Below are 12792 nucleotides of genomic sequence, written 5' to 3' on the forward strand. Positions count from 1 at the left end.
CACCGATGAGCGCGGATTACGGGCCGCTGCTCGATGCGCTGCGCGGCGTACGCTGGCCGGCCCGCCGTGCCGTGGCTGCGGCGCCGTCGGGCGCGCATCGTTCGCGCCAGCGCGGAACGGCGGGTGAGTTCACGGAGTATCGCCTGTATCGACAGGGCGATGATCCGCGCGCGCTCGACTGGAAGTTGCTGGCGCGCAGCGATCGCGCTTTCGTGCGGTTGAGTGATGACCGCGCGTTGCTGCCCACCTGGATCGTGCTCGACGGGAGTGCCAGCATGGACTTCCCCGAAGGAGCGGGGATGAGCAAGTGGCGGATGGCGTGTGCCGTCGCGGTGGGACTTGCGGCCGTGGCGCACGCATCGGGTGATCCGGTGGGCGTGCTGGCGCTCCACGCCGACGGCGTGTTGCGCATGCCGCCGCGTACACGACGCGGCACGGTGCGCGAGATCGCGCGATCGCTGGATGCGGTGCGGGCTGGCGGCACCAGTGCGCTGGCGGCCGCGCTCATGCAGATCCCCGTGACGGCACGCTGCGTCCTCGTGACCGACTGCCTCGGCGATCATGACGCCACGGTCAAGAACGCGTCGGTGCTGGCGGCCGGCGGTGCGACGCTGGAGTGCCTGCACGTCGTGGCGCGCGAGGAGCTCACGCTCCCTGCCGGGATCTTCCGCGCCCAGGATCCGGAGGATGCCACCGTCTGGCGCGTCACGAGCCCCGATGTGCAGCGTGGCTACTCGGCGCGGTTCAACGCATTCCGCGCGCAGGTGCGTGATCAGTGGCGCGCGCTTGGCGCGGGCTACACGGAAGTGCCGACTGACGTGGCGCCAGCGCGTGCCGTCCGTGCGGTCGTCGCGGGGCTGGCGCTGTGATCGGGTTCGCCGCTCCCTGGATTTTCGGCGTTGCGCTGGCCGCGGCACTAACGATCACGGCCCTGCACTTTCTGTCCGCGCGACAGCCGCGCGTGCTATTGCTGCCGACGGCGCGGTTCGTTCCTAAGCGCGATGCGCGCGCGGTCGCGCGACAGGCCAAGCCCAGTGACGTGCTGCTGTTGCTGTTGCGCGTGATTGCGCTGCTCGCGGCCGGTTCGGCGCTGGCCGGTGCGCGGTGCGGTGCGCAAAGCGCGCGCACGTCGCAGCTGATCGTGATCGATGCGGCGTGGCGCGCCGACTCGCTGGCGCTGCTGTCGCGTGCGATGAGTGCGGCGGCGGTGGAGAGCGTGGCCGCGCTCGAACCGCCGGTCGTGCTGTGGGTGAACGGCGTATCGAACGATCCTGGTGTGGCGATCGCGGCGGCGATCCGTGAATCGGCGAGTCAGGCACATGCCGATCCGTCGTTGGCGGCGCTCTCCCTCACCGTCGTGATGCCGGAGTTGGTGCGTTCGCGGCGTGGGTGGGATGCCTGGCGCAACCAGTGGCCGGCGCGCATTCGCGTGGTGCGTCCCGTGCACGCCGGCGCGACCGATACCAGTGCAATGGCGGGGGCCGCCTTCGGACGCGTGCGGGTTGTGAGCGCCGCGACGACCGTGGGTACGGATGTCGTCGCCGCGGCGTATGCATCGCGTGGTGTCAGCGCCACGCGCACGCCCGGGGCGGATGAGGACGATGTGGTCGTGCGTCGTGAGACGACGGATGACGCGACGAACGCGCGTGTCACGGTCCTCTGGCCGGTGAGTGGCGTGCCGGCGGGGTGGCCTGCGGCATTGCCAGCGGACTCCGTGGGCGCCGTCGTCGCTACCGGTGTGGCGCTGGTCGCCCCATGGGTGCGTACCGCATTGCCGCCGGCGTTGTCGGACAGCGTCCGTGCGATTGCGTGGTGGAGTGACGGGGTGGCGGCCGCTGTCGAGCGGACGCGCGGGACGTCATGCGTGCGCGAGGTGGCGATCGCGGTGGCGCCGGCGAGCGATCTTCTGCTCTCCCCGACGGCGGATGGTGTGTTGCGGGCGCTGCGAGCCCCGTGTGGAGGGATCGGCGTGCCCGCGCCGAAGGAGTCTGCGGGTACGTCGGGCGTGGCGGCAGCGACCATGCAGGCATCGGCGAGTCGATTCCGTGCGCTCAACGTGACCGCGCGCACCACGCAGCCGGCCTGGCTGGCAACGGCGCTGCTCGTGATGGCCTTCGTGGCGTTGCTGGCCGAACACGTGGTTCGGCGCGAAGCGGCAGGCGCCGCGGCATCATGAGCGATACGACGCTGCTATCGGTCGTCCACAGTGTGCGGCGTGCGCTGACACGAATGGTGTACGTGCGGGCCACGTTGCTTGCCCTCAGCGTGGCGCTGTCGGCGTGGCTGGTGGCCGACGGCGTCGAGCTGGCACGAGGCGGCATACCCCTCGGTACGAGTCGCAGTGCGGCCATCGCGTTCGTCATCGCGTTGGGTGTCACGCTTATCGGGAGCTGGATGCTGGCCGCACGTCGCACCCGGGGCATCACCGACATTCGCGCGGCCTTGTGGCTCGAAGAACGTGGCGCCGACGTGGGGACCGCGAGCTTTGCGTTGGTGACGTTGGTCGAGACGCTGATCGGGCGACGGTCGTCGGATGCCGATGCATCGCCCGCCAGCATGTCAGCACGGGAGAGCTTGGAGAATCCCCTGCTCCAGGCGTCGGCACACGAAGTGCTTGCGCGCACGAATGTGCCGCGCGCGCTGCGGCGCACGGCGAAAAATCAATTGCTAGGCCCGGCGCTGTTTGCGGGCGGCGCGCTCACGGTGCTGGTGCTCGGTGCGTTGGCCCGCTCGTCGGGGAGCGGTACGGCCAACTTGCTGCTGCGGGCCGTCGCCGGCGACCGGGCCATGGCGACGCCTATGCTACCGCTTGGTGCGTGGACCGTGCGCGTCGATGCGCCCGCGTACACGCGTCGCGCTCCGCAACAGTTCGGCGACATACAGAATGTGGCGGTGGTGAGTGGAAGCACGGTGCTGCTGCGCGGCACCGGCCCGGTGCCGGAGCAGGTGATCGAGCGCCTCGTAGGTGAAGCGGCCGATACGCTCGCGACCGCGCGTCGCCAGCGGGCGTTGTCGCCCATCGCGACTGGTGACGGCTGGAACGTGCGCACGGTGGCCACCGATGGACCCGTCACGATTCAGCTCAACCGTGGCGGTCGTTCGCGTTTGCTGGTGGTGGAAGGACGCGCTGATTCGATCCCGATCGTGTCGCTGGTGCAGCCGGCTCGCGACAGCGTGTTCCGCACGCCGCAGGGGTCGCTGACCCTCGTCGCGTCGGTGCGCGACGACATCGGCCTGGTCAATGCGCGCTTCGAACTCATCGTGAGCTCGGGCGACGGCGAACGCTTTACGGCGCGCACCCTGCAGATGGGTACCCGCAGCTATGCCGGCGATCGAGTCGGCACGATCCGCGCGACGATGGACATCGCCGCCCTCAAGCTGGTCGCGGGCGACATCGTGCACCTGCGGGCGATTGCGCGCGATGCGCATCCCGCATCGAATCGCGAGTTCGGCAGCAGCGAGACGCGCTCGTTCCGTATTGCCCGCGCGGCCGAGTACGACTCGGTGGCCGTCGAACCCGCGCCGCCGCCCGAGGTGGACAAGTCGCTGCTCAGTCAACGCATGCTGTTGATGCTCACCGAGAAGCTCGAGAAGCAGCGGCCTTCGTTGGAACGTAAGTCGCTCATGAGCGAGTCGACGAAGATCGCGCGCGATCAGGCGCGACTGCGTCAGGCGGTCGGTGACGTCGTGTTTCAGCGCTTGAGCGGCGACGTGAGTGGCGAGCACGCGCACACCGCGGGCGACGGGCATGATCACGGCGTCGAGCAGCAGCAGGGCAAACTCGCGTTGACCGGCAGCAATGCCGGCGGCGTGCTCGAGGAGGGCGACGACTCGCCGGTCATCGCGATCAACCAACCGCTGCTGGAAGCGTACAACGCGATGTGGGACGCCGGGCGAGCGCTCGAGCAGGGTGAGCCCAAGGCGGCGATCCCGCATATGCGGCTCGCGTTGGCTGCCATCGAACGGGCGCGTTCCGCGGAGCGGCTGTATCTGCGTGGCAAGCCACCCACGGTGATCATCGACATCGCGAAAGTGCGTCTTGCCGGAAAGGACACGGGCGTCACCAATCTCCGGCGATCGCGCGAAGCGCTGCCGCCGCGCGAGGCGCGCCGTGCGGTGCGTCTGGTCGCTGCCGCGCAGCTGGTGCTGACCGATGCGTCGGCTGCCCGTGATTCGCTTGCGGTTCTGCGCGTCGAGGCGCTTGGCGATTCGCCAGCGTTTGCGGCCGCGGTCGGGGCGGTGCTCGAGGTACTCGGCCGCGAAGGCGACGTCACCGAGGCCTTCATCCGCGCGCGTCGCGTGCTGGGCGGCGTCGTTCGCACCGAGGCCGGTACGTGGTCACGCGGCGTACCACGGTGAGCCACCCGTCCGCCCTCGAGCCGTTCGCGTTCGCGACGGCGCAGTACGAATCGGGCGACTGGGATTCGGCGCCCATGTTACCAGCCAATGTGATCGACTCGATCGCGCGCTACACGTCGCTCCCGGTTCGCCCGCAGGGCGTGACGGTGCCGCTGTCGTCCGAGGCCGTGTTCGCCTATCCGCTGCTCTTTCTGACCGGCCACCTGCCGGTGCGCTTCACCACCCGCGAGGCGGATGTACTGCGCAAGTATCTCGTGCGCGGCGGCTTGCTGTTCGTGGACGATCACAACCACGACGTGGACGGCGCCTTCCACAAAACGGTGCGCGAAGAGATCCGTCGCGTGGCGGGGCCGCTGGTGCCGTTACCGAATACGCACGAGCTCTATCGCAGTTTCTTCGTGTTCGAGAACGGACCGCCCACCACCTCGCACGAGATGAACGGGTGGGGCGACAATCTCGTGCACGAGCAGCTCGATGCGGTGCTGCGTAATGGCCGCATTTCCGTGCTGTACAGCAGCAAGGACTACAGCTCCGAGTGGAGCTTTCATCCCGACAACAAACGGTTTCTCTCGGTCGACAACACGAAGTTCGCGGTGAATCTCGTGGCCTACGCCCTGACCCGATGACGCCGAACGTACCGAATCCGGTCCGATCGCTCCTCGAGCGGGCGCTGCGCACGACGGCGTTGCTGGCGTTGGCCGTGGCGATGTACCTCGCCAGCCGGCCGTCGGGACCGTTGCGTTGGCAGGACACGGTGCGGCAGTGGTCGGTCGCCGACGTCACGGATAGCAACGCGACCGCGCTCACCACGACTGTCGTGCGTGACGTCATCGCGGCCGCGGGCGACACGCAGCCGCGACGCGTCACGGTGGCCTTGCCGGCGGTGCCTGGCCCACGCGCGCGTGCGTTGCTAGGCGCCGTCGGTGGGGCCGATATCGCACTGCGCTGGATCGATCGGACACAGGCGTCGGGACTCGCCCTGTCGGCGACGCTGGTGGCTGGCCCGTCGGGCGCGGTCGACGTGCGCGTGGCTGGTGCGACCAATGCGTCGTTGCCGTTGGTGCTTCGTGACCTCGGCGGCATGCTGGATTCCATCCCGAACACGCGGCGGGCCGGGTGGCGGCTGGCCAGCGTGTCGTCGCCACTGCGCGCGCTGACCGGTGCGTCGGAAGCTCGCGTGACGGCTCGGCAGTCGGCGCCGACGCGACGGGTGATGGTGATGGCCCAGCCGGGATGGGAGTCGAAGTTTGTTGTCGCCGCGCTGGAAGAAGCGGGGTGGCAGGTGGACGGCAGCTATCGCCTTTCACCGCGCGCCGCGATCACGGTTGGTGCGCCGGCGCGTCTGGACACGGCGCGTTACGCGGTAGTGGTATTACTCGACAGCATGTCGGTCGACGCGACCGGCATCGCGCGCTTCGTGCAGCAGGGCGGCGGACTCGTGCTGGGTGGAGACGCCATACGTATTCCGGCGTTGACGTCGATCAGCCCCGTGCGCGCGACGTCGACCCGCGGTGCGGTGGCCGGCGCCCTGCTGACGAGTGCCCCGCGGCGGGGGCTCGAGGCCTGGGAACTGGTGGCGACTCGTGGCGCCTCAGTGGTGCGGTCCGATCCATCGGATCACGGGCACGCGGATCCCGTCCTGGTCGCGCAACGGGTGGGCGCCGGACGCGTGGTGGCCAGTGCCTATCGAAACAGCTGGCGCTGGCGCATGGAGGGCACCGATGACGGCGCCGCCGAGCATCGCGCGTGGTGGGGCGGCGTATTGGCCCTGGCGGCCGGTGTGCCGGCCGTTGCTGGCGATACCCTGGCTGATGCCTATCCGGGCGAGGCGGCGCCCTTCGCCGACCTTGTGGCGCGGCTCGGCGGGCCGGTGGCGGCCGACCGTGCCGTTGCGCCGAACCGGGCGACTGCCCGATCGGCGTTCGATACCCTGATGGATCGCCTGCGCGCGGCGCCCGGCCTACTGTTCATGGTGATCGCGTTGGCGCTGCTGGGCGAATGGGCTTCGCGGCGTTTGCGCGGCAATCGATGAGACTTCTTCCGTCCGGATACATGGCATGAAGCAGCAGGTCGCGTTTCTCTCGCACTCCGATTGCGGTCGCCACGACACGGGGTGGGAGCACCCCGAGCACGTGGGACGCCTGCGCGCCATCCCGCGCGCGTTGCGCTACGATCAGGCGTTGTTCGAGGCGCTGCAGCATCACGAGGGGCGACACGCCACCGAAGACGAGATCGCCCTGGCGCACGATCGTGGTTATATCGCGAAAGTGCGCGAGCTGGCGCAGTCGGGCGGTGGCCGTCTCGATCCCGACACGGTGGTGAGCGAAGGATCGTGGGACGCCGCGACCGCCGGCACCGGTTGTGTGCTGGACGGGGTCGACATGGCGTTCGATGGTCGTGCGCCGCGCAGCTTTTCCGCCGTGCGTCCCCCCGGGCATCACGCCCTGCGCGATCGCGCGATGGGATTCTGTCTGTTTGGCAATGTGGCGGTCGCCGCCCACTACGCGCTGGCCACGAAGGCCTGCCGGCGCGTGTTGATCGTGGATTGGGACGTGCATCACGGGAACGGTACGCAGGCGTTGGTGGAGCACGAGTCGCGCATCCACTTCGTGTCGATGCATCAGTGGCCGTGGTACCCTGGCACCGGCGCCGCCGACGACCGTGGCCCGCACGGCACCGTGTGGAACGTGCCGATGGCGCCGTCCCTGCCGTCGTCGCAGTACGTGGAGGCGTTGCTGCGCGCGGTCGATGCGGCGGCGGACGGATTCACCCCCGATCTGATTCTGCTGAGCGCCGGCTTCGACTGTCTCGAGGGCGACCCGCTGGGGGCCTTCACGCTGACGCTGAACGATATCGACGCGCTCACCCGAGCGCTCGTGGAACGCGCCGAACGCTGGTGCGGCGGTCGGCTGGTGAGCGCCATGGAAGGCGGGTACGCCCCGGATCCAGTGGCGCAGGCCGTACTCGTGCACTTGGCGGCGCTGGCCTGACGGCCTGCTGGTCACCATGATTCCGACATCATGACTACCGTCCCCGATGCCCTCGTCTCGATCGACCCGCCGCACGATCCGCCGCCGCGCACCATTTACCGGTCGCTGTCGGGTGAGGACGTCATCGATTGTCATCCCCGCGACATCGCCCAGTTGCTGGCTGATGGTGGGCCCATGTGGGTCGACATCGATTCGTCGGTGCGCTCGCAGCATGCGATGCTGGAGAAGGTCTTCCGCTTTCATCCGCTCGCGATCGAGGACACCCTCAATCCGAATTCCCGCGTCAAGCTCGAGGAGTACGAGGGGTTCCTGTTCGTCATCATCCGCGGCGTGGCGCTCGCCGCCGACACCGACGATCCGTATGACCTCGAAACGAAAGAGCTGTACTGCTTTCTCGGACCGCACTACCTCGTCACCGTGCACGCCGGTCCGATGGTGTCGATCGATCGCGTGTCGGAACAGCTGCGCCGGTCGCCGGATCTGCTGGCACGAGGCGTGGAACGCGCGCTGCACGCGATTCTCGATGACACGATCGACAGCTTTTTCCCCATCATGCAGCAGATCGACGAGTTCATCGACGGGCTCGAAGAGCGGGTCTTCGTAGACTTCGATGAAACGGCCTTGCGTGACCTGTTTCACGTGAAGCGGCTGGTGCTGTCGCTGCGACGCTATCTGCAACCGTCACGCGAAGTCATGAATGTGCTGACGAATCGGCCGAGCACGTTGTTGACGCCCGACGTGCAGATCTATTTCCGGGACATCTACGATCACGTGCTGCGCATCAACGATGCGCTCGATACGTATCGCGATCTGCTCAGCAGCACGATGGACGCGTATCTCACACAGGTGTCGAATCGTCTGGGAGCGACGACCAAAGCGTTGTCGGTCGTGGCGACGATGTCGCTGCCCTTCGTGGTCGTGAGTGGCATGTGGGGTATGAATTTCTCGACGATTCCGCTGTCGGGATGGCCACACGGGTTCTGGGTGCTGCTGGTCGTACAACTCGGGTTGGGCGGCCTGCTACTTTTCTACCTGCGGCGCCGTCGACTGCTCTGACCCGCCCGTTCGTCCGTTCGATCCCCACTCTCCCTTCTTCCTCGCCAGATGTTCTGCCCTGAATGCGGGACCTGGAACCGGGCCGCGGCCGCGCGCTGTACGCGCTGTGGCGTGCCGCTCCCGGACGTGTCGGCTCCGCCGATCGACATCCCCGACGAAGAGTTGCGCGAACTGCGCGTGGCCACGGGCAATCGCTACACGGTGGTGAAGCGGCTGGGGAGCGGCGGCATGGCGCACGTGTATCTGGCGAAGCATGCGGTGCTGGCCCGGCCGCTGGTCATCAAGGTGTTGCACCGTACGCTGGCGCAGGAGCCGGAGATGCGCGAGCGCTTTCGACGGGAAGCCGAAGCGGCGGCGCGCCTGATTCATCCGTTCATCTGCGCGATCGCCGACATGGGCACGGCGGGCGACATCGAGTATCTCGCGATGCCGTACTACGCCGGCGGCTCGTTGGCCGATATGCTGTCGCGCCGCAAGACCATGTCGGCCAGCTCGGCGGCCTCCATCGCGGTGCAGGTTGCCTGCGCGCTCGACTACGCCCATCGACATGGCGTGGTGCATCGCGACATCAAGCCCGACAACATCCTGTTCGACGAGGACGGCAATGTCGCCCTCACCGACTTCGGGATCGCGACGGCACGGTTCCATGGCCGCCTCACCGCCAGCGGCCGCGCCATGGGCACGCCGCACTACATGTCGCCCGAACAGGCGATGGGCAAGCTCGTGGACGGCCGCAGCGACTTGTATGCCGTCGGTCTGCTGTTGTACGAGATGCTCCTGGGACATCCGCCCTTCGACGGCGAAGACTCGTACGCCGTGGGGTACAAGCATGTGCACGAGGCGCCGGTGGCTCCCGATCAGGTCGATACGCGCATCCCGGCCGAACTGAGCGCGATCACGATGAAGTGCCTCTCCAAGCAAGCGGTCGATCGGTACGATCGCGGTTTCGAGCTGGCCGATGCGCTCATCGCGTTTCTGGGTCAGGCTCCGGGGGCCGAGCTGCGCGCGGCCCGCTCATCACGTCCGTCGGGACTCACCCCGTTCTGATCTCCTCCACCACGACGGCCCGTTCCATGCAATTGCACGCGGAAATTCTCACGGTCCACACGACGCACCCGTTCATCATCGCGCGCGGTGGTTTCAGCGAGTATCGCGTGGTCTGGGTGCGACTGCGGGACGCTGACGGCGCGGAAGGGTGGGGCGAAGCGGCACCGAGTCGCTTCTACGGCGAAACAGCGGATAGCGTGATGACGGCCATGGCGCAGTTTGCACCGGTGCTGGAACACGCCAATAGCTGGTCGATCGACGCCATCGAGCGTGAACTCGAGAAAACGCTGCGCTGGAATGCCGCGGCGCGCTGTGCGATCAGTTCGGCGCTCCATGATCTGGCGGCCAAACGGCTCGGCGTGCCGCTCTGGAAGATGTGGGGGCTCGACGCGACCGCGGCGCCGCGTTCCACGTTCACGATCGGCATTGCTCCCGACGCCGAGACGCTGCGCGCACGCGTGCGCGATGCGGCGGCATATCCGATTCTCAAGATCAAGCTGGGCTCGAGCTGGGACCGCGAGGTGTTGCGCATCGTTCGCGAAGAGGCGCCGCACGCCACGCTGCGCGTGGACGCCAACGCCGCATGGACGCCCAAGCAGGCTCTCGCCATGCTGCAGCCGCTCTCCGATGTAGGCGTGGACCTGCTGGAGCAGCCGCTTGCCCCGCACGATATCGCCGGACTTCGCTTCGTGCGTGAGCGTTCGCCGATTCCGGTCGTGGCCGACGAGTCGTGCATCGTAGCGACCGACATTCCGAAGCTGGTCGGCGCAGTCGACGGCATCAACATCAAGCTCGCCAAGTGCGGCTCGTTGCGCGAAGCGATGCGCATGATCGCCGTGGCGCGGGCACATGGCATGCGCGTGATGTGTGGTTGCATGATCGAAACCACGCTCGGGATCGCGGCGGCCGCGCACTTCTCGCCGCTGCTCGACGACGCCGATCTCGACGGCGCGGCGTTGCTCGCCGACGATCCATTCACCGGCCCGTCGATTCCGAACGGACAGGTCACCCTCAGCGACGCGCCGGGACTCGGCGTGCAGCGCCGCTGACCGACGCTGAGGGCGCGTCTCGCTGCATTGAAGTGGCGCTGGCGGCGCCGCTCTTTCGCACGTTCACGTATCGTGTACCTGATGGCATCGCGGTGCCGATAGCGCCCGGCACCCGCGTGCTGGTCTCGTTTCGCAATCGCCCGGAAATCGGGATCTGTCTGGGTGCCACGGCACCGCCAGAAGGGATCGTGCTCAAGCCGATTCACGCGGTGGTCGACGATGTGCCGTCGCTGCCGGCGTCGCTGCTACAGACAGGGAAGTGGATTGCCGATTGGTATGCCGCACCGCTCGGGCTGACGCTGCGCTCCATGCTGCCTACGGCACTGACATCGGCCAAGGCGCCGGCGCCGGCCTCACGCACGCAGCGCATGGTGCGCATCGTCGCGGATTTGCCGTCGCTCTTGCAGCGCGAACAGACGTTTGCCCGCGCCAAGCAGCAGCGCGTCGTGTACGACCTGCTGGAAGCACAGGGCGGCGCGGCGCCACTGGAGTCGTTGCGCATTCAGGCCCACTGCAGCGCCGGCGTGTTCACGGCGATGGCGAAGCGCGGTCTCGTGGAAATTCGCGACGAAGTGCAGCAGCGCGATCCGTTTGCCGATCGCGCCGGGACGCTGCCGCCGCCCAATCCGAGTGAGGCGCAGAAGGAGGCGGTGCGCGCCATCCTTGCCGGCGATCCGGGTCAGGTGTTTCTGCTGCACGGGGTCACCGGCAGCGGCAAAACGCTGGTGTACATCGAAGTGCTGCGCGCCGTGCTGCAGCAGCGCGACAAGACGGCGATCGTACTCGTGCCCGAGATCGCGCTGACGTCGCAGACGGTCGACCGCTTCCGGGGCGCGTTCGGCGACGACGTGGCGGTGTTGCACTCCGGCTTGAGTGACGGGGAACGGCTCGATGCGTGGCAATCGTTGCGCCGCGGCGAGCGGCGCATTGCCGTCGGGGCGCGCTCGGCGCTGTTCGCGCCACTCGAGCGCGTTGGTGTCGTGATCGTCGATGAGGAACACGAGAGCAGCTACAAGCAATCGGAGACGCCGCGCTATCATGCGCGCGAGGCCGCCATCGTGCGCGCGCGGGTGGAGGGCGCCGTAGTGGTGCTGGGCAGCGCCACGCCGAGCCTGGAAACGTGGGAGCGCGCCGATCGAGGCCAGGCCATTCGGCTTACGCTGCCCGACCGCGCTGCCGGAGCGCAACTGCCGCCGGTGACCGTGGTCGATATGCGCGTGGAGCTCAAGCAGGCGGTGAAGGAGCGCAATCCCAATGCACCGTTCGACGAAACGCTGGGCGTGTTCAGCAAGTCGTTGCTGGTGGCGCTGGAGCAGCGCCTGGTGCGCGGGGAGCAAAGCCTGCTGTTGTTGAACCGACGCGGCTACTCGAGTTTCATGCAGTGCAATGCCTGCGGTGACGTGCCGGTGTGTCCGCATTGCAGTATCTCGCTGACCTATCATCGGGTGCCCGAGATGCTCGTGTGTCACTACTGCCAGCATCAGCAGCCGGTGCCGGCGGTATGTGCGCAGTGTTCGGCCGACACGATGCGGCGTCGCGGCTTGGGAACGCAGCAGGTGGAGCGCGTGCTCTCCGAGCGTTTCCCCGAGGCGCGAATCGCGCGAATGGATGTCGATACCACCAGCGGCAAGTGGGCACACACGCAGATTCTCGATCGCGTAGGACGCGGTGAGGTCGACATTCTGCTGGGCACGCAGATGATCGCGAAAGGGCTCGACTTTCCCAACGTCACGCTGGTCGGTGTGGTGGATGCGGATACCGGACTCAATCTTCCCGACTTCCGCGCAGCTGAACGGACCTTTCAGTTGGTCAGTCAGGTGGCGGGACGCGCGGGACGCGGGCCCAAGGGTGGTGACGTGATCATTCAGACACGCATGCCGAACAGCCACGCGATCCGTCATGCGATTACGCACGACGTGACGGGTTTCGTGCGTGAGGAATTGGGGGCGCGTCGGATGCCGGCGTATCCGCCGTTTGTGAGCATCGCCAACGTGACCGTGAGCGGCATCGATCAGGCGGCGACGGCGGCGACGGCGGTGGCCGCGGCCAACTGGGTGCAGCGACTGGTCGACCGTCAGGGGCTTCGCGATCTCGTGTTCGTCGGGCCGGCCCCGTGTCCCATCGATCGGATCAAGGACCGCTGGCGCTGGCATTTTCTGCTCAAGTCGTCGCAGCCGAGGCTGATGACGCGGGTGGCGCGTTACATCGCCGAGCGCTGTCCGGTGCCGAAGCTGCACGAGCTGCGGCTCACCGTCGACCGCGATCCGGTGTCGCTGCTGTAGGCTGCTGCT

The 12792-nt window shown here is 67.8% G+C and carries 10 protein-coding genes; all 10 read left to right on the forward strand.

From position 1 onward, the window contains the following. The first annotated feature begins 5 nt into the window (after positions 1-5). The 10 genes from RMP10_RS18285 (at position 6) to priA (ending at position 12783) form a co-directional block, all read left to right on the forward strand. Positions 6-869 (forward strand): DUF58 domain-containing protein, encoded by an 864-nt coding sequence (locus RMP10_RS18285; protein WP_310571556.1) that lies wholly within the window; start codon positions 6-8, stop codon positions 867-869. Continuing rightward, a complete protein-coding gene (locus RMP10_RS18290) occupies positions 866-2176 on the forward strand; it encodes a BatA domain-containing protein (protein ID WP_310571557.1) in 1311 nt (436 codons plus the stop codon). The genes RMP10_RS18285 and RMP10_RS18290 overlap by 4 nt, the downstream gene beginning before the upstream one ends. Further along, the gene (locus RMP10_RS18295) at positions 2173-4359 is read left to right on the forward strand and encodes a DUF4175 family protein (RefSeq protein ID WP_310571558.1); all 2187 of its coding nucleotides are present in this window, start codon (positions 2173-2175) and stop codon (positions 4357-4359) included. Before RMP10_RS18290 ends, RMP10_RS18295 begins: the two co-directional genes overlap by 4 nt. Then, complete coding sequence (locus RMP10_RS18300) at positions 4356-4985, forward strand: DUF4159 domain-containing protein (RefSeq protein ID WP_310571559.1); 630 nt, start codon at positions 4356-4358, stop codon at positions 4983-4985. The genes RMP10_RS18295 and RMP10_RS18300 overlap by 4 nt, the downstream gene beginning before the upstream one ends. Next, a complete protein-coding gene (locus tag RMP10_RS18305) occupies positions 4982-6391 on the forward strand; it encodes a hypothetical protein (RefSeq protein WP_310571560.1) in 1410 nt (469 codons plus the stop codon). The genes RMP10_RS18300 and RMP10_RS18305 overlap by 4 nt, the downstream gene beginning before the upstream one ends. Positions 6392-6416: 25 nt before the next feature. After that, the gene (locus tag RMP10_RS18310) at positions 6417-7349 is read left to right on the forward strand and encodes a histone deacetylase (protein WP_310571561.1); all 933 of its coding nucleotides are present in this window, start codon (positions 6417-6419) and stop codon (positions 7347-7349) included. A gap of 30 nt (positions 7350-7379) precedes the next feature. Next, entirely contained in the window at positions 7380-8405 is a 1026-nt protein-coding gene (gene corA / locus RMP10_RS18315; protein WP_309672791.1) for a magnesium/cobalt transporter CorA, read from the forward strand. A gap of 126 nt (positions 8406-8531) precedes the next feature. Next, positions 8532-9452 carry a serine/threonine-protein kinase gene (locus RMP10_RS18320; protein ID WP_309672792.1) on the forward strand — a complete coding sequence of 307 codons (921 nt, stop codon included), beginning with the start codon at positions 8532-8534 and terminating at the stop codon, positions 9450-9452. Positions 9453-9478: 26 nt separating this feature from the next. Then, entirely contained in the window at positions 9479-10501 is a 1023-nt protein-coding gene (locus tag RMP10_RS18325; protein ID WP_309672793.1) for a dipeptide epimerase, read from the forward strand. A 32-nt stretch (positions 10502-10533) separates the two neighbouring features. Next, the gene (gene priA, locus RMP10_RS18330; protein ID WP_310571562.1) at positions 10534-12783 is read left to right on the forward strand and encodes a primosomal protein N'; all 2250 of its coding nucleotides are present in this window, start codon (positions 10534-10536) and stop codon (positions 12781-12783) included. Positions 12784-12792 lie beyond the last annotated feature (9 nt).

The sequence above is a fragment of the Gemmatimonas sp. genome, assembly GCF_031426495.1.
Lineage (GTDB): Bacteria > Gemmatimonadota > Gemmatimonadetes > Gemmatimonadales > Gemmatimonadaceae > Gemmatimonas.

Bases quoted from the DNA above. Each gene is read 5' to 3' on its own strand.
- RMP10_RS18305 (WP_310571560.1), top strand. From the start codon at position 4,982: ATGACGCCGAACGTACCGAATCCGGTCCGATCGCTCCTCGAGCGGGCG.
- RMP10_RS18310 (WP_310571561.1), top strand. From the start codon at position 6,417: ATGAAGCAGCAGGTCGCGTTTCTCTCGCACTCCGATTGCGGTCGCCAC.
- RMP10_RS18325 (WP_309672793.1), top strand. From the start codon at position 9,479: ATGCAATTGCACGCGGAAATTCTCACGGTCCACACGACGCACCCGTTC.
- RMP10_RS18285 (WP_310571556.1), top strand. From the start codon at position 6: ATGAGCGCGGATTACGGGCCGCTGCTCGATGCGCTGCGCGGCGTACGC.
- RMP10_RS18295 (WP_310571558.1), top strand. From the start codon at position 2,173: ATGAGCGATACGACGCTGCTATCGGTCGTCCACAGTGTGCGGCGTGCG.
- corA (WP_309672791.1), top strand. From the start codon at position 7,380: ATGACTACCGTCCCCGATGCCCTCGTCTCGATCGACCCGCCGCACGAT.